This window comes from Psychromonas ossibalaenae ATCC BAA-1528, assembly GCF_000381745.1.
GTDB lineage: Bacteria > Pseudomonadota > Gammaproteobacteria > Enterobacterales > Psychromonadaceae > Psychromonas > Psychromonas ossibalaenae.
Genome location: NZ_KB906973.1, coordinates 117,584 through 135,711 on the forward strand (window position 1 = coordinate 117,584; position 18,128 = coordinate 135,711).

An 18,128-nucleotide genomic window follows, 5' to 3' on the forward strand; every position below is an offset into this window, starting at 1 on the left:
AGACTGAATAAACCATGAAGATAAATACAATAAAAACCATCATAGCGTTCACGTTAGTGTCGTTTACACAAACGGCCATAGCTGCTTTTGAACCAAGCAGTGTCGATGTTGCCTCAAGCTCGACGACAGACAGCATCCCGACATTAACTAACCCCTCTGCAATCAAATCATTAGAAACGGGCAGTTATAATAAAGCACAGCGAAATGGTGTGTTATTACCTGGTGAAGTTGACGTGCGTGAATTGTTACCGTCTTCGGGAGAAGATTTTCCGCCGCCTTATGGTGCGAACATGTTTGCTGGGGGGTATGAGTCAGAAAGGACTGATGGGTTAAATGAAAATTACTTAATTGCACCTGGTGACAAAATTAATATCTGGTTATGGGGAGCTGTTAATTATGCTGACATCACCACTGTAGATAACCAGGGTAATATATTTATTCCTAATATTGGTCCGATCAAAGTTGCAGATGTGCCTGCCAGTGATGTTAACAAGTTAGTTACCTCTAAAATCAAAGCTATCTACACCAATAATGTCAATGTGTACGTAAACTTATTAACCGCAACACCTGTGAGTGTCTATTTATCAGGGGCAATTATTCGCCCTGGCCAATATGCAGGCATGGCGTCAGATAGTTTGCTGTATTATTTAAAACGAGCGGGTGGTATCGATTCAGAGCGTGGCAGTTACCGTCAAATAGAAGTGTTACGTAATAATAAAGTAATTAGCAGTATTGATCTTTATGACTTTATTCAGTCAGGAAAACTGCCCAATGTGACCTTTAAAGATAAAGATGTCATTTTAGTTAAACCACAAAAACCGGCGATCAACGTGAGTGGCGGGGTGCGCAATCCGTTCCGCTTTGAGCTGCTTAAAGAGATGTCGTCGGGCAAAGAGATTTCAGACTATGCAAGGCCACTAGCTAAAATCAGCCACGTCGGGGTATTTGGTAACCGCATTGATGGACCCTTTTCTGTTTATCTTGAATATAACGACTTCTTAGAATTTGAATTAAAAGATGGCGACAGTGTTGTTTTTAATGATGATTTGCATGCACAAATCATCGATGTGCAAGTATCTGGTAGTTATTTAGGACCTTCCTATTTTGCAGTTAAAAAAAGCACCCGTTTACACGATTTGTTAAGTTATATCCCGATAAACCCTGAATTGACTGACAATAAATCAATTTATATATTACGTAAAAGTGTGGCTGAGCGTCAAAAACAGATGTTATCAGACTCACTGGATAGATTAGAGCGCAGTGTGTTTACTGCTCCTGCCTCATCAGACGGTGAAGCCGCTATTCGTGCAAAAGAAGCTGAAATGGTCATGAAGTTTGCTGAAAAGGCTCGATTAGTTGAACCGCTTGGTAAAGTCATAGTTTCTGACAATGGAGCCACGGCTAATATCTTATTAGAAAAAGGCGATCAGATTGTTATTCCGCATTATACGGATTTGATTCAAGTCGGTGGTGAAGTCTTAATGCCGCAAGCTGTTGTGTTTAATGAAAATGCAAGCATTGATGATTATGTAGCCTGGGCGGGCGGTTTTACTGACCGGGCTGAAGATGAACGAATTTCTATTGTACGTGCGAATGGTATAGTTGTTTTTGATACTAAAGCTAAAATTCAGCGTGGCGACCAAATTTTGGTGTTGCCGAAAGTAGATACCAAAACCATGCAGGCAGTAAAAGACATCACACAAATTATTTACCAAATCGCCATCGCGGCCAATGTGGTGTTAGATTAGGTGGGAAAATCAAAATATAATATTTTGTCGTTGGATCCGATGTATTCATCTTTGCATGAAAAAATCGCAAAATTAGTAGCGAAAAAAAAATATGCAGTGACATCCTGCTGGGCAAAAAAAGTTTATTTACCCACGTTTAAATTTACTCTTGCAACAAGCATCATCAAAAATTACCGTGGTGAAGTTGATCCGCTGGTATTAGAAAAAATCAAAGCATTACCGACGTATCATCATGCGTATGTTAAGAAAGTCGAAAAAAGAGAGCTTACTGCAGATGAGTTAAGCTATATGGCTAAGTTTTATTTAGGACTAAAAGTATTTATTCAAGAAAAAAAAATAGAGTTAATTATTGTGCATAATGATACTCGCTGGTATCACGCCATTGCAATTTTACTCTGTAAAGAACTTGATATTAAATACTTAGTAACCGAACAAGGGTTAATCAGGCCTTACACAACCGTGATTGATAACCAAGGTGTTAATGCAAACGCTAACATGGAACTTATTGTTAAAGGTCTAGAACTTAAAGAAAAATTAAACTTCACGCCGAAGTACACGCATGATTCTGTATTATCTATGTTTTTCTTTTTTGTGTTTATTGGGATATTTACCTTAGAAAGGACAATTAAAAGCGCGAGCTTACTTAGATATATGCATAATAATTATCGCTTAGATAAATATAAACAACGCTTTCTAAATAGAGTTATTAAAAAAAATGAAGTAAAGGAAAGGAGGGAAGTCGATAATAAGAGCGCTCTATTGCTTTTACAGTTAGAGCATGATTCTCAGTTTTTGATGTATAGTGATTATCAAAATAATCAAGAAGTGATTAATCGAACTCAAAAAAAGTGCAGTCAATTAGGATTAACATTAGCAATAAAAAAACATCCGTTAGATCAGTCTTCATATAAATTAGATAACTATAGTTATTTAGTTGGCGGCGATGTTATTTTATTAGCCAGACAAGCAAAGCTGGTTATAGCCGTTAATTCTAGTGCAATTTTATCTGTTTTAAAAACTACGACACCACTCTTTATTATAGGTGAGTCTATTTATGAATATAAAAATATGGCTGAGTATACTTGCATTGAGAATATCATTTTGCCTACCCGACAAAGCTATGAAGCACGTTGTGATTATATATATAAAATAAAAGAAAATTATTTATTAAAAGGGGCCGGTTATTCTTTTAATGGCACTTTATTAAGCCATAAATTAATAAGCTTATTAGATGGTAATAGATAATGACATTAGTGAAAAAACGTTCGACACTAAGTGTTTGGAAAGATGTTGTTTTTGCGATTTTTCTAAGAGAAATACGCAGTAAATTTAATGATAAACTGGGTGTTAGTTGGGCTGTGGTTTCCCCTCTTGTTTTTATTATGGTTTTAACAATAATGAGAGGCAGTATGGATGGTGGTGTTACACACTCAATGCCGACGTTCTTTTTTATGGTTTATGGAATACTATTTGTTCGGTTTTTTATGGAAACCGTAGGAAGTGTGTCATCAGCAATTAAATCCAATAAACCATTATTTGCATTCAGGCAAGTACAGCCAATCAGTGCCGTTATTGCTGTTGCTGTATTCGAGTTGTTGAGCCGAATGGTCGTTGTAATATGCATTTTCATCATCGCATACTACTTGAAGATAGAAACTCAGATAAACAACCTTTTAGGTGTTATGTTTTGTTTTTTTCAAATATGGCTGCTTGCTGTGAGTGTCGGATTGCTCTTTGCGTTGCTAGCTTGTTATATTCCTGAAGTTAATAAAATAAAAAACCTGATGCTCAGGCCGCTTATTTTTATCTCTGGGGCATTTTTTAGCTTGCAGGATATACCTCATGAGTTATGGAAATATTTTACATGGAATCCAATTTTACACGCGATTGAATATTCCCGTTATTATGCTTATTCCACTTATGGAACGGTAGGTGTTGATATTACTTATTTAAGTTATTCAACATTGATTCTCTTCTTTTTTTCTCTGTGTTGCTACCATGCAGCATGGAAACCCGCAATTAGTAGATAAATGAAAAATATTATTAATCATATTAAACAAAGATTGTTTCTTTTTATTGTTATTTTACCGTCATTGCTTTTCACTGTTTATCAAATGGTGATAGCAAGCCCAAGATATGAAGCCGCAACCCAGCTTATCGTTCAGCAACCCGATGGTATGGCAACCATGGATCCTGGGATGGCATTATTAAGTGGTTTAGGTGTGTCGAAAGGGGGGCATGATACGCAGTTAGTACAATCTTATATTTTTTCTAGTGATATGTTGGACTATTTAGAATCGGAACTGGAAATAAAAGAACATTATACCAATCATCAATATGACATTTTTAGCCGTTTAAAAAGTGATAGCACATATGAAGAATTTTATGATTATTACAAGAGTGTATTAAGAGTTGAAATTGATGACAAATCCTCAATTATTAGTGTTTATGTGCAGGCCTTTGAACCCGGAATGTCTTATCAAATCACTCAAACGATTGCTGAAAAATCTGAGTGGTTTATAAATAATATTGGTCATCAATTAGCTGAAGCACAATTAGAGTTCATAAAAAAAGAGCATAAAGTTGTTGAGAATAAATTACAAACTGCACAACAAAATTTAAATGATTTTCAAAACAAGCATAACTTGCTAGATCCAGAGCAAGAAAGCATGGCTTTAAGTCAAATTTCGTATTCTATTGAAGCAAAAATTGCACAGAAAAAAGCAGAATTAACCGCTCTTGAATCATTAATGAGTAAGAGCGCGCCGCAGGTGCTGGCTGTAAAAAATGAATTAAATTCATTGATTACACAATTGAGAATAGAAAAAACACGATTAATAAATGAAAACTCAACACAATCGATAAATAATGTATTAAATGACTTTTCAAATTTAAAAATTGACCTTGAGCTGGCTCTGAGGTCTTTTACCTCATCTACTGTTTCATTAGAGAAATCTCGCATTGAAGCATACCGGCAGTTAAAGTTTTTAATTGTTGTAGATAAAGCTAAAGTTCCTCAACAGAATAGATACCCGGAGGTATTTTATAACATTTCTTTATTCATATTATTACTAACGATTTTTTTCGGAATAATGAAAATTATAATGGCAACCATTCACGAACTTAAATAGAGACCTTTATGAAACATCTAGACATTGCTACCTATTACACTACAGTAGAAAAAAAATTATTTTCTGTTAGTTCTATAAAAAAAACTTACCAGCACCAGGCTGATGCTTTAAATAAAATGGCTGAAAAGATAGAGCATAATGAGTATTTAAAAGCATTAGATTTTATGTTTCATTGTAAAGGCCACGTGATTATCTGTGGTATGGGAAAATCGGGACATGTTGGTACTAAAATAGCAGCAACCCTTGCATCAACTGGAACGCCGGCCTTTTTTCTACATCCAAGTGAGGCATTTCATGGTGATTTAGGAATGATCACAAAAGATGATGTGATCATTCTTATCTCAAACAGTGGCGAAACGGATGAAGTATTACAGCTTATTCCTTCTTTAAAGTCTTTCGGCAATAAAACAATCGCAATAACAGGTAAGACGAGCTCAACATTAAGTAAAAACTGTGATGCAACGTTATTGCTAACAATGGATAAAGAAGTCTGCCCTAATAATTTAGCACCAACAACATCAACTACATTAACGATTGCTGTTGGTGATGCACTTGCTGTTGCTCTAATGGAGATGCGTAATTTTGAGCCGAATGATTTTGCTCGTTTTCATCCCGGTGGCTCTTTAGGAAAGCGGCTATTAACTCAAGTCAAAGACGTTATGGTGAGTGACAACTTACCGCTGGTAGATGTTCAAGATAAAATGACTGATGTTATTGTTACCATGAATGACAGTAGAAAAGGTCTGGCTATGGTGACACAGGATAATAAATTAGTAGGTATTATTACGGATGGTGATTTACGTCGCTCTCTGGTTGCCAATAAGCCTCTTAATGAACTTATTGCCGAAAATGTGATGAGCGAAGCACCAAAAACATGTTTGGAAAATGAAATGTTGATAGAGGCGGAAGAAAAAATGAAAGCTAATAAAATATCCACTCTTATAGTATTAAGCAACAACACAATCACTGGTCTAATACAGATCAACACATTATCTTGGGACTAATCATGAGTATCAAATCAAAAATTACAACCTTGTTTTCCAACCCTAAGGGTGTGGTAAATAAGTATGTATATAATGAAAAGCCGGCTAAAAAGCCAATTAAAAAGGTAGTTAAAAAGGTAGTTAAAAAGCCAGTTAAAAAATCAGTGAATAATTTATCCACTTGCCCATTAGATATAAAAATATCTGTGAGTGATGGAGATTATTTATATATACCATGGATTAAAACACATGGGGATAAGTTAGTTAGTTCTTTATCTAACAATAGTGATATCGTTATTTCACCTTTATGGTTAAATGAAAATATTCATAATTCAAATGTTAGAAGAAGTATAAATAAATATTCTAGAGAATGCCCTGCTCATTTTAGAAGATATATAATTTCTGCTTTAGCTTTAAACAAAAATAAAATAAAAGCTGTTATTTTAACAATGGATTGGAGTACTCCAATGAGGTTAATTTCAAGTGTCTGTAAAGAGCTTGGAATTAAAACAATCCTTATACCGCATGAAGGTGTATTTGCTAAAGAAAGTGAATATTATAAAGATATTTCTACAAATGTTAATGTACCTATATCAGATTATATTTTATGTTGGGGAGAGCAGCAGAAAAATATTTTTTCTGCTAGAGGATACCCGAAAGAAAGAATTAAAGTGTCAGGCTCCTTAAAATTGGATGAATACTCAAGTTACAGTCCAGTCTTAACCAAGGAATTATTTTGCAAAATATATTCATTTTGCCCAAGTAAAAAGACTATTCTTTTCTCATGCCAACCATTGGACTCTCAGTATGATGTTGTCTTGGCAAGAAAGGCTCAAAGAGAAATCATTGAAGACTTAATTGAGTATGTGAACATCAACGATGTTCAATTAATAATTAGAAAACCACCTTCAAATGATCGGATTTTAAATAAAAAACTAGACGATCTGATTAATGTGTCAGATTTAATCTCAGTAGACTATGCAACACCTTATTTAACAACGCCAGAAGAGTCTATTGCTCATTGTGATGTTGTTTTGTCTATAAATAGTACTATGCTGTTTGAGGCTATATTATATTCAACACCTGCTATATCAACAAAATACGTTGAGTTCAGACAAATATGGGAAAATATAAACATATCGTCACCTACTAACAAGGTTGATTTATATCCTGACTTAAATATAGCCTTAAACAACCCTCAAGAGCATTTGGATTCTATTGATTTAACCTGGGCTAAAAATAGCCTGTCTTACGGTGATTTTTCTGGTGAGGCTAAGTCAAATATAGTTGATTTTTTAAAGAGTGAATTGCCATTTGATATTTATCATCCAGTTAATCGCTTTTTCGCAAAAACTCATAATGAAAATATTGCATTAAACGCTAGTTTAAACAATAAGTTAGTTGAGTCTAATAAGTATCTACCTAAGATGTTGGGCGTTAATTCTGTTATATCTTCTGCTTCTTGTGCTAATGATATTTTTGTAGATTTCTTCATTAACTGGGGTATTAGTCAAACTAATAATAAAGCTAGGCAAATTTCGAAAGCTAAAGCATATGGCAAAGACTTATTAATTGTTGAAGATGGTTTTATTAGATCTTGTAAAATTGGACTATCAAATGAACCTGGTTTATCTATTATTTTAGACAACAAAACCGCATATTATGATGCTAGAAAAACTTCGTATTTAGAGGAAAAGTTAAACTCGACAGAAAAATTAATGGATTCTGATATTTTTCGAGCAAAAGAAAATATTAAAAATATACGAGAGAATAGAGTATCAAAATATAATCATGCACCTGATGTGGCTTTAAAAATAGGTAAAAATAACAGCAAAATATTATTAGTAGATCAACGTTATGGTGATATGTCAGTTGAAGCTGGTTTAGCGGATGAAAAGTCCTTTGAGAATATGCTTCTTGATGCTATCAATAATTATCCCGAATACGATATTTTAATAAAAAGACACCCTGATGCGACAATTGGAGGGAAAAGTTCATATTATAGTGATAAGAAAATTGGCTTTACTAAAGACATAGATAATGTGCATCTGATTGATTACGATGTAAATCCATATGCTTTATTTGATATAGTTGATAAAGTTTTTTGTGTTACAAGTGGTATGGGCTTTGAAGCATTATTAGCAGGAAAAGAAGTTCATGTATATGGCGTTCCATTTTATTCAAATTGGGGGCTTACAATAGATAAAGTCGATTTGCCACGACGCACAAGGAAAAGAACTCTGGAAGAAACGTTTTTTTATAGTTATATTAATTTTTCAAGGTACTTTAATCCTGAAGAAATGAAAGGTGCAGAGATTGAAGATGTTATAGCTTATATAATAAAAAACAGATAAGAAGTTAAAAATTATGCGTGTGGCAAGTTTTGGAAGTTGTTTATCAAGGCGGATTATTGATGAGTTAGAATTATTAAATTCAGAAATTGAAGTCATTAGTTGCACTATGCAATTAAAAGTTTCTGATTTTATCAATACTAACAATACATTTAATAAAATCGATTTATATGAATTAGCTAAAAAATCGAGCAATTCTCCTGAAGTTCAGTTAAACGTTCTTCAGCAGCATAAAGATATTTCTGGAATTTTCCGCACTTCAAAAAATCCTGATTTATATCCATTTAAGACTGTGTTTGAAGGGGAAAAAAAAGTTGATCTGCTTTTAATAGACAACTTCCCCGAATTAGTTTTTCGTAGTTCAGTAGATGAAGATAAACGAAGAGTCTTTATTCCAAATGTTGCACAAGGAACTGATATCAAACTAGATTTACTTGATTATGATCCTCTTGATAAAATGGTCAATGTTTATAATGAGTTCCTGTCAAAGTTAAGACGTTCACAACCCAATGCGAAAATATTTATTTTAAATTTTCCAGTGGTTTTATCTAAAAGTACAAATATAAGAAATAGGGGGGGAATGTTTTATGACACGGTGATTTCAAAATTACCATTAAAAGAACTTAACATTATTAATCTTAAAATCAATAAACCAATGGCTCATCAAATGAAGCCTAATTATAGTCATTTTAATAATCACTATTACAGGATGTTTGCTTATCGAATACTTGGATACTTTAATGACCAAAAAATTGATAGTAGAGTACGCTCCTTATCAACATTTAATAATGATGTTTTTTTAAATAAAATATTTTCCGATGTTAAAAGCTACCCTGTACGCATAGATTCATATGTTGAGAGTTATATTTGGAAGTCAAGAAAAAAAGACGAAAAATATCACGTAGATATGGTTGATAACCATCACGAATATCTACTTCTTGATTTTGAATTAATTCTTGAGAAATTGAATAATTACCAGTCTGTTAGCCATGAAGGAATTGTTGAGGATCTTGTAACTGATAAAGATTGTAGGTTACAAGAAAGCTCCTTCTTAAATTTAAATAAATGTGTGCATTATTTAACTATTACAAAAGAGATTAAGATATTATTTAATGATTGGCAGCGAGTTCATTCAAAACTATCCGATAAAAAAAGAATCAATCGAATTATTTTGTTAGAAAAAAAAGCATTTAACAAGGATGGGGTTTTTATATTTAGTGCTGAGTTTGAAGATAAAGATGATTTTATTTCTTCGTTTAAAGAATATATCTCAGGCTTACAATATACTCTTAAATAAATTTCATATGATAATGTATTTTTAGGTAAATTTAGTTTCAATTTTTCTCGGCGAGAATGGCATGATTGAAACCGTAAGTAACTGGTTATTTTTTTAGTTACAAACGACAGTGTTATTTTTATAAGAAAAGGCACGAATATTAGTGGGAGAGACAGAGTCATTGTACATAGCCTCACCAGCAAAAGCAGTGAAAAACTGTTTCTTGGTTAGAAAAGCTTATTTAATTTATAGTTATATATTGGAGTAAAAATGTTTTTAATCGCAGGTCCATGTGTTATCGAATCAGAAGGTTTAGTTTTAGATACTTTTGGAAAATTACAAGAAATCGCCAATAAACTGGGCATTGAATATATTGCCAAGTCGTCATTTACAAAAGCAAACCGCTCTAGTGCTTCTGCCTTTACTGGACCAGGTATAGATGAAGGCTTACGTATATTAGAGAAAGCTAAAAAACAGCTTGGCGTTAAGGTGCTTACCGATGTCCATGACACAACCCCGCTTGATGAGGTAGCTTCTGTTGTCGATGTACTGCAAACACCAGCTTTTTTGGTGCGTCAAACCGAGTTTATACAGCGTGTAGCTGCGTTAGGTAAACCGGTTAATATCAAAAAAGGACAATGGATGGCTCCTCAGGATATGATGCCTGTAGTCGAAAAGTGTCGTGCGGTTGGCAATAACGATATTTGGGTATGTGATCGTGGTACTAGCTTTGGATTTGGTGCCTTAATTAACTATATGCCAGGCTTAGCAATTATGCGTGAAACGGGTTGCAAAGTAGTTATTGATGCAACACATAGTGTGCAAATGCCGGGTACTTTGAATGGCTCAACGGGCGGTAATCGCATTTATGTTCCACCTATTGCGCGTGCAGCTGTAGCTGTAGGTGTAGATGGTGTCTTTATGGAAACGCACCCGGATCCGAATAATGCACTATGTGATGGTCCAAATATGATCCCGCTGGATAAGATGGAAGAGATGCTGACGGTGCTCGTTGAGATCAACGAAGCAGTTAAAGGTCGACCATATTTAGAAGATAGCTTATCGTAAAGTAAGCATTCCGACTTATTATGATTCAATCTATTTACTATTTATCAATAAAAATGTGTTTGCTTGCAATTGATAATGTAGTGATAAGCTCCATTAAAGTCGAAAGTTTACTCGAGAAATAATTTCTACTCTTTCTTAAATAAAGCAGCCATCGGCTGCTTTATTTTTATCTGAACCACTTATTAAGAGGTGAACAAGATGTTGAAAGCCATTTTTTTTGATATGGATGAAACGCTTTGTGATACCAATCACTCAAATTTAAAAGCGATAGAAGCATTAAAAAAACGAATTGAAAATGATTATCCACGTATTGATTCAAATGCTTTTGTACAGCGTTATGCGGATGGTTTTTATAAAAAGCTGCATGATGAATACCCTGAATTAATCGAATTATTAGGCAATGAATTACAGTATCGAACCCATTTAATTGCCTTGCTTGGAAAAGAGCAGAGTATTGTTATTTCTGAAGATAGGGCGCTAGATTTACAGGTACTTTTTGATACTACCCGTATGCATCATTTTGATTTCTTTGATGGCGTTAAGCAACAGTTGATTGAACTAAGAAAACACTATACCTTCGTTGTTATTACCAATGGGCCAACTTTTTCTCAATACCCAAAACTCAAAGCTGTTGAAATGAGTAAATATGTTGATCATATTCTTGTTGGTGGAGATGAACCAGAGGAAAAACCTGCAGAATCTATTTTTAAAAAGGCGTTAAGCCTTGCGAAAGTAGAGGCGCATGAGGTACTACATATTGGTGACTCCCATGAGTGTGATATCGTTGGTGCCGCTGAGGTGAATATTCCTTCTGTTTGGATTTCTCATCAATCATTCGAGCACTCACCACTAGCTGCCTATACCGTCAATTTTCCTAGTCAGATGTTTGCAGTTATTAAGCAGCACAGTCAATCTTTTTATTAAGAGTATTATTTATGTCAAAAATTAGAATTGTTATCCCTGCCCGCTTTGGTTCTTCTCGTTTGCCAGGTAAACCGCTGTTAGATATTTGTGGTAAACCCATGATAGTAAGAGTGATAGAACAAGTGTTGGGCCGCTTTGAACACATCTATGTCGCTACAGATGATCAGCGTATTATTGATGCGGTAGCAGAGTATGATGTTATTGCAGTAATGACTTCTGATAAACATGAATCAGGAACCGACCGTTTAGCTGAGGTTGCACAAATACATGAGTTTGCGGACGATGATATAGTAGTAAATCTGCAAGGCGATGAACCGTTAATTGAGCCTGAGTTATTGCAGCAAGTTGCCAGGTTGTTGGACTCAAATAGCGCATCTATGTCTACATTGATGACTCCAATTACTTCAGTTGCTGATTTGTTAAACCCAAATGTGGTAAAAGTTGTTCATGGTGAAAACAATAAGGCGTTATATTTTAGTCGTGCTCCAATTCCCTATCCAAGAGATGCCTTTAGCAAAACCAAAAATGTTATGCCAGAAGGTGATTATTTCCGTCATTTAGGTTTATATGCTTATAAAGTGTCTGCATTAAAATCTATTCCTACATTGCCTGTATCAACTTTAGAGGGGATTGAAAAATTAGAGCAGCTTCGCCCTTTAGCTTCAGGTTTCGATATTGTTGTAGAGAATGCATGCATGGTGCCAAAAGCAGGTGTTGATACTCAAGAAGACCTTGATAAAGTGATTGAAGTTTTTGCTAAGTTGTAGCTTTTTATGATGAACAAAACTACAGCCGCTTGTTTTTCGCGAGGTATTTTAAAGGTTAAGCATTTGAACGCTTTTGTGCCTGAATTAAATATTATTTCAGATAAAAAGCATTTACGTGATTCCAAGGCCGTTATTGGCTGGGGCTTTAAATCAACCGCTAACAAAGCACGTAATTATGCTGCAGATAGTCATTTGCCTTATATTGCGCTTGAAGACGGTTTTCTTCGTTCTATCGGTTTAGGTGTTGACGGAGCTGCGCCTGCAAGTTTAGTCGTTGATCATTTAGGTATTTATTATGATGCTAGGCAGCTTTCTTATCTGGAGCAATTAATAACACACGCCAGCAGTCTTTCAACAGCCGAATTAGCTCAAGCCCGTCAATGTATTGATGCTATCCAATATTATCGTCTTTCTAAATATAACCCGAACAGTCTGCTGCAATGCTTTTCTAAACAACCTAAAGTGGTTGTTATTGATCAAACTCAAGGAGATGCTTCTGTTGACGGGGCCTTAGCCAATAAACAAACCTTTGTTGATATGTTAAACGAGGCATTGCTTGCCCACCCAGATGAAACTATTTGGGTTAAAGTTCATCCGGATGTATTAACAGGAAAGAAAAAAGGTTTTCTCTATCCGCTGCCTGTTAAAAATGAGCGTGTTGCATTATGCTCTGAGACAGTAAATCCTTGGGAATTTTTCGATTCTGTAACAGATTTATATACAGTGTCGAGTTTAATGGGGTTTGAAGCATTAATGGGCGGAGTAAATGTTCATTGCTTTGGGATGCCTTTTTATGCTGGCTGGGGGCTAACGAGTGATAAGTTAACCTGTTCTCGCCGTAATGAACCTAGATCGTTAGAACAAGTATTTTATGCCGCTTACATCCAGTATTCTCGCTATGTAGATCCAATAACGGGTAGCCCCTGTCGGCTTGAGGATATTATTCACTACTTCTCTGATATGCTTCGTGTTAACAAGCGCGCTTGCCCTGTAAATATGAGTGCCCTTTCTTTTGTTCGGCAGTCTCTTATTAAGCGATATATTAGAGTGTGGGGCTTAATAAAAAATAATAATACAGAAGTGGTGTTATTGTGGGGTAAGAAAAATGCGTTAAATAATAAAGCGAAAGCGCTGCGTATTGAAGATGGTTTTATTCGCTCTGTAGGTCTGGGGGTGCATTTATCTAAACCAGCTTCTTTGGTCTGTGATTCACAAGGCATTTACTTTGATAGTACGCAAGTAAGTGATTTAGAATCTTGCTTAAATGAATATGATTTGACTGCATGGGAGCAGCAAAGGACGGAGTGTTTAATTGAAGCTCTGATCAAGGCAAAGGTAACAAAATATAATGTTGGGGAGAGTCACCAACTGGAACTACCTGATGATAGGGTGATTATTCTCGTGCCTGGCCAAGTTGAATCTGACGCATCGATACAATTTGGAGCTCCTATATACAAAACTAATGAAGAGCTCCTTACTTTAGTTCGTAAGCATAACTCTGATGCATTTATTATTTACAAACCACATCCAGATGTTGTTTCAGGTGAGCGTGATAAAGGTAATTGGGAACAGCTATTTATCCATAACGCTGACCTTGTGGTTACTGATTTAGCAATGGATTCTTTATTAGACTTAGCTGATGAGGTACACACACTCACCTCATTAGCGGGCTTTGAAGCCTTATTAAGAGGTATAAAAGTCTTTACTTACGGCTTACCGTTTTATGCTGGATGGGGATTAACCTATGATCTCCTTTTGTGTGAACGCAGACAAAGAAAGAGAACACTCGCTGAGTTGATATTTTGTAGTTTGGTGTTATATCCGACCTACATTGATCCGATAACGGATAAACAGTGCTCGGTTGAGCAAATAATTGAGCGTATTCAACAACTAAAATCGTCTCCTCTTTCTGCCTCTGTTTTTTCTCGTTTACTTCTACTAAGTCGGCGGATTAAAAACAAACTGCATTTTAGGTGAGAAAAAGCCATGTATTTTGGTCAAGCAAAGCTTTTGTACCCACGGCTAGCGCATTTTAACCCCAGACATAATTAAGTCAGATAAAGGTTATGATAGTTGTAAATTATGATAATACCCAAAATCTTGAGTGTAAGCCCAGTAATAGCTCTCTTGAAAGTAAACATTCGTCCTCCTCTAAGAAGCTGAATCATTTAACTCATATAATAAGTAATATATTTATTAGTCTACTGAAAAGGTTAAAGCATCGGCTTTAGCTATAATATCTGAACAGGTATTCAGCTAGGGGATGGTTATGGATTATAGGTACGGTAGCCTTACCGTTTTTAAGATTCGGTATCATTTTGTATTTGTCACGAAATATAGGAATCAAGTTTTACAAGGTGATATTGGACTAAAGGTAAGAGAGTTGATCAGGCAAACATGTAATGCTTTTGAAATTGAGATTTTAAAAGTAGTTGTTAGTAAAGATCATGCTCACCTTTTAATTTCAGCTCCGCCGAATATGGCCCCTAGTGAAATAATGAGAAGGGTAAAGGGAAGATCCTCATCGAAATTGTTTGAAAGTTTCCCAGATTTTAAAAGCGATACTGGGGACGTCATTTTTTGGCTAGGGGATATTTTTGTGTTACATCTGGAGATGTTACCGAAGAAATGATTAAAGAGTATTTAGCCCATCACTTTGAGCCTAAAGCGGATGATGATTTTAGAACAGAGAGCTAAAGCAACGGGTCTTTGACCCGTATACGGACTTTAGTTCATAAATCCTAACCCACCTACTTTAGTAGGTGGTTGTTGAGTTGGAGACAAAGTACATGCTTGTACATACTAAGATGATAAATTTTCTGTTTCAGAGAATGTTTGGAAACAATTTTTCAAGGTATGGGTTATTAAAAGAAACGTTAACTCTGGACTTTAATTCTGTTCTAGATATTGGTTTCGGGAAAGGTGCAGCTTCTCTTTTTTATGCTATTAACAATAAAAATGTTACTTCAATAGGTTTGGCATTAGATAGTTACTCATATCCTAAGTATTTATTACAAAAATATTCAGTTAACTGTATTGAGACAACATTCGAAAGTTTCAGTCAAGAAAAACAATATGATTTGGTGCTTGCATCTCATGTTTTGGAACATACATTAAGCCCCGGTTTATTTTTGGAAAAAGCGCGTACACACCTTAATGACTCTGGGTATTTGTTCATAATTGTACCTCCCTTCAAAGAAAGTATAGTCGGGGGGCATGTAACCAATGGTTGGACTTTAGCTCAGCTTATTTATAATCTGTTACTTAATGGATATGACGTTAAAAACGGCCATTTTTATCAAGATGATAAAAATATTTGTGCTATTGTTCAAAAATCTAATCAAATTCTGCCAATGCTTCGAATGGATGAAGGTGACCTAGAGGTTTTACGCGCTTTTTGGCCATGTGAAATAAGACAGGGCACTGTCCTTAGGCTAAAAGATATAAATTGGTTTAAAAATTCATATGAAATTACTGATAAAGATGCTGAAAAATTTTTATATTATCTTGAAGATTACGCAAAAGATAAGGCTTCAATAGGTTCAGAGGAAAGGGTTATTTATGGGAACATGCTCGGGTACTATATAGAGAATACAACTGTTGAGGATGCTTTTCATTCATACAAAAAAAATGATTCACTTTCTAATTTTAACGTTGTTGATCTATATAGGCTAGGCTTATTACTTTTTAAAGATGGAATGCTTAATGAAGCAAAAAGTATTTTTTATCGGACAACTACATTAAATAGTAACAAAATAAAACGTGATAGCCTTTATAAGTTAGCACAAATTTACTTTTCGCAAGAGAATTATGAACAAGCATTGGATTTTATTGAAAATATACTGCTTAATTTTCCGAATAAACCCGGTTATTTCGCTTTTAAAACAATGGTTTTACTGAAGTTGAAACCACTTCAATGCGTACTAAACTTTATGGATACAATAGAAGAACCGATAATTTTTCAGAAATGCATGAATCTTATAAAGTCACATGATAAAGAACAGCTAACCGAGAAAAATAAGGTTAATCATAGATATTAGTGGGTTCCCTAGAATTGTAGTATCCTAATGAAAGTAAGCGTCCGGGGTATCTCCTCTAAAATGCAGAGCTTTATTCAAGGCGTTACATTATCCGACTTGAAAAGCATTTTAACCAGAATTGAACTAACCACCATTCCTTATAAAGCAGATGTACTACAAAATAAGTAATAGTCAGTTATTACTGCATATTGAGAATACGGTATTCGTTGGATTTAGCTATAAATAAAGTAAAAATATGAAAGAAGCAAGGCACAATAAAGGGTTTGAACGTTGAACGTTGAACGCTGGTGTAGCTAGAATGTGGTAAAGCCCTAACAAATAAAAATAGTAGCATTTATGATAAAACTACAAAATCTTACCAAATATTACCCTTCTGAATTGGGTAATCAGTATATCTTTAAAGATGTTAACTTCGAAATACCTGAAGGGCACAATGTGGGTATTCTGGGCTCTAATGGTTCAGGTAAATCTACGCTGTTTCGTATTTTAGCGGGCAGCGAATACCCCAATAAAGGTAAAGTGGTTACCGACAAAGCTATTTCTTGGCCGGTGGCATTAGCAACAGGTATTCACCCGCAAATGACCGGACGCGAAAATACACGTTTTATTGGTCGAGTAAACGGTGTTGCTGATCTTGATGAATATGAAGAGAAAGTAAAAGCATTTGCTGAGCTAGGTGTAAAGTATGATTTACCTGTTCGTACTTATTCAAGCGGTATGCGCTCTCGTTTAGCTTTTGGCTGTTGTATTGCTATTGATTTTGAAATCTATTTGATTGATGAAGCTACCTCTGTTGGTGACCAGAAGTTTCGTAAAAAAGCTCGTCAAGCATTATTAGATAAAAGTAAAACAGCTAATGTGATCATGGTGAGCCATGAAATTAAAGAAATTGAGGAGTTTTGTGACAGTGCAATTATTCTGCATCAAGGAGAGCTCACTTTTTACCCTGATCTGCAAGAAGCAATCGCTGTTTATAAGCTGCTTTAAGTTAAAAAACTCGAAAGCCTAAAGTAGCCTGAGGCGAAGGCCCTAAAACAAAAAAACTGCGACTTAATTGCCGGCTCAAGGTCGATTTGTTTTAAGTTGAGTTGTATTATTATTCACAATTATTACTTATCACTTTTGACGCTAATTGGTTAATTATGAATCTACGTTTTACCTGTTCGCCTCAAGGCTTAAACAATATTGAGTCTGCTGTCTCTCCTCTTTTATCATTATGTGCTGAAAGCCGAAGAATAATGATCAGCACCGGCATTTAGTTCACGCATTTAATGTAGCCTTACAAGTCGTATTGCAAGAGTTAAAACAAATTTTAATGGCAATGGTTTTGTGGTCTGCTGCCCTCGCAGTGTTTTAGGACGGCTTTTGATGTTCACTATATTAATCAGCAAGAGCGGGAGCTTCTTTGTAAATCCCTTAACTTAAGCAAAGTATTGTCTGCACTTATGATGAAGAGATGGTGCTAGTGCCTGAACTTTTAATTAAAAACGAATATGCCTCCGCTTTAATTGATGTTGTTAATAGGTTTTAAAAGGGTGAGTAAACCGTAAAGCTTCACGTTTTATTCCTACAGCTTTATCCCCTGAAGCAATTAACTCACTACTTTATAGCAAATGACCTGGTCAACTGAATTCGGTCACCCTAGTTAAGTTCGTTAAGCTACTTCTTTTAACGGTCTATCCATACGTTCAAATTCATTGGGGCTTCGATAATCAAGGTATGAATGCATTCGTTGGCAGTTGTACCACATCGTGATGTAATTCATAACATCTTGCTGAGCTGCATAGCGCGTTTGATAATTGCGCCAATGAACACGCTCCTGTTTCAAACTGCCGAAAAA

General features: G+C 35.2%; 14 protein-coding genes and 1 pseudogene. 14 read left to right on the forward strand and 1 reads right to left on the reverse strand.

The features are described 5' to 3' along the window. Positions 1 to 14 precede the first annotated feature (14 nt). From G327_RS0105525 to G327_RS0105590, 14 genes and pseudogenes are all read left to right on the forward strand, one after another. A complete protein-coding gene (locus G327_RS0105525; protein ID WP_019613765.1) occupies positions 15 to 1,748 on the forward strand; it encodes a polysaccharide biosynthesis/export family protein in 1,734 nt (577 codons plus the stop codon). Further along, on the forward strand, positions 1,749 to 2,993 hold the full coding sequence (locus tag G327_RS0105530; protein WP_026339197.1) for a capsular polysaccharide export protein, LipB/KpsS family: 1,245 nt from the start codon (positions 1,749 to 1,751) through the stop codon (positions 2,991 to 2,993). After that, positions 2,993 to 3,778 (forward strand): ABC transporter permease, encoded by a 786-nt coding sequence (locus tag G327_RS0105535; RefSeq protein WP_019613767.1) that lies wholly within the window; start codon positions 2,993 to 2,995, stop codon positions 3,776 to 3,778. The genes G327_RS0105530 and G327_RS0105535 overlap by 1 nt, the downstream gene beginning before the upstream one ends. Then, entirely contained in the window at positions 3,779 to 4,879 is a 1,101-nt protein-coding gene (locus tag G327_RS0105540; protein ID WP_019613768.1) for a KpsE/RkpR family capsule polysaccharide export protein, read from the forward strand. A gap of 8 nt (positions 4,880 to 4,887) precedes the next feature. Further along, entirely contained in the window at positions 4,888 to 5,883 is a 996-nt protein-coding gene (locus tag G327_RS0105545) for a KpsF/GutQ family sugar-phosphate isomerase (RefSeq protein WP_019613769.1), read from the forward strand. 2 nt (positions 5,884 to 5,885) lie between these two features. Further along, entirely contained in the window at positions 5,886 to 8,216 is a 2,331-nt protein-coding gene (locus tag G327_RS25930) for a capsular polysaccharide export protein, LipB/KpsS family (RefSeq protein WP_019613770.1), read from the forward strand. Between the two features lie 13 nt (positions 8,217 to 8,229). Beyond that, positions 8,230 to 9,510, forward strand: a complete 1,281-nt coding sequence (locus G327_RS0105555) for a hypothetical protein (protein ID WP_019613771.1) — start codon at positions 8,230 to 8,232, stop codon at positions 9,508 to 9,510. Positions 9,511 to 9,759: 249 nt separating this feature from the next. Then, positions 9,760 to 10,557: a 3-deoxy-8-phosphooctulonate synthase gene (kdsA, locus tag G327_RS0105560; protein WP_019613772.1), complete on the forward strand. Its 798-nt coding sequence runs from the start codon at positions 9,760 to 9,762 to the stop codon at positions 10,555 to 10,557. 198 nt (positions 10,558 to 10,755) lie between these two features. Then, entirely contained in the window at positions 10,756 to 11,481 is a 726-nt protein-coding gene (locus tag G327_RS24010; protein WP_019613773.1) for an HAD family hydrolase, read from the forward strand. An 11-nt stretch (positions 11,482 to 11,492) separates the two neighbouring features. Further along, entirely contained in the window at positions 11,493 to 12,248 is a 756-nt protein-coding gene (gene kdsB / locus G327_RS0105570; protein WP_019613774.1) for a 3-deoxy-manno-octulosonate cytidylyltransferase, read from the forward strand. Between the two features lie 6 nt (positions 12,249 to 12,254). Continuing rightward, on the forward strand, positions 12,255 to 14,225 hold the full coding sequence (locus G327_RS0105575) for a capsular polysaccharide biosynthesis protein (protein ID WP_026339198.1): 1,971 nt from the start codon (positions 12,255 to 12,257) through the stop codon (positions 14,223 to 14,225). Positions 14,226 to 14,517: 292 nt separating this feature from the next. Then, positions 14,518 to 14,945: pseudogene (tnpA, locus tag G327_RS25605) on the forward strand (IS200/IS605 family transposase). Between the two features lie 92 nt (positions 14,946 to 15,037). Further along, a complete protein-coding gene (locus G327_RS0105585; RefSeq protein ID WP_019613776.1) occupies positions 15,038 to 16,288 on the forward strand; it encodes a methyltransferase domain-containing protein in 1,251 nt (416 codons plus the stop codon). A gap of 336 nt (positions 16,289 to 16,624) precedes the next feature. Continuing rightward, positions 16,625 to 17,275: an ABC transporter ATP-binding protein gene (locus G327_RS0105590; RefSeq protein ID WP_019613777.1), complete on the forward strand. Its 651-nt coding sequence runs from the start codon at positions 16,625 to 16,627 to the stop codon at positions 17,273 to 17,275. 667 nt (positions 17,276 to 17,942) lie between these two features. Here G327_RS0105590 and G327_RS26400 read toward each other — a convergent pair. After that, positions 17,943 to 18,128, reverse strand: a 186-nt coding sequence (locus tag G327_RS26400) for an IS3 family transposase (RefSeq protein WP_026339199.1), incomplete at its 5' end; no start/stop codon positions are given.

Coding starts and splice junctions, on each gene's coding strand:
- G327_RS0105545 (WP_019613769.1), top strand. CDS start 4,888: ATGAAACATCTAGACATTGCTACCTATTACACTACAGTAGAAAAAAAA.
- G327_RS0105535 (WP_019613767.1), top strand. CDS start 2,993: ATGACATTAGTGAAAAAACGTTCGACACTAAGTGTTTGGAAAGATGTT.
- G327_RS0105575 (WP_026339198.1), top strand. CDS start 12,255: ATGATGAACAAAACTACAGCCGCTTGTTTTTCGCGAGGTATTTTAAAG.
- G327_RS0105585 (WP_019613776.1), top strand. CDS start 15,038: ATGCTTGTACATACTAAGATGATAAATTTTCTGTTTCAGAGAATGTTT.
- G327_RS24010 (WP_019613773.1), top strand. CDS start 10,756: ATGTTGAAAGCCATTTTTTTTGATATGGATGAAACGCTTTGTGATACC.
- kdsB (WP_019613774.1), top strand. CDS start 11,493: ATGTCAAAAATTAGAATTGTTATCCCTGCCCGCTTTGGTTCTTCTCGT.
- kdsA (WP_019613772.1), top strand. CDS start 9,760: ATGTTTTTAATCGCAGGTCCATGTGTTATCGAATCAGAAGGTTTAGTT.
- G327_RS0105590 (WP_019613777.1), top strand. CDS start 16,625: ATGATAAAACTACAAAATCTTACCAAATATTACCCTTCTGAATTGGGT.
- G327_RS25930 (WP_019613770.1), top strand. CDS start 5,886: ATGAGTATCAAATCAAAAATTACAACCTTGTTTTCCAACCCTAAGGGT.
- G327_RS0105555 (WP_019613771.1), top strand. CDS start 8,230: ATGCGTGTGGCAAGTTTTGGAAGTTGTTTATCAAGGCGGATTATTGAT.
- G327_RS0105540 (WP_019613768.1), top strand. CDS start 3,779: ATGAAAAATATTATTAATCATATTAAACAAAGATTGTTTCTTTTTATT.
- G327_RS0105525 (WP_019613765.1), top strand. CDS start 15: ATGAAGATAAATACAATAAAAACCATCATAGCGTTCACGTTAGTGTCG.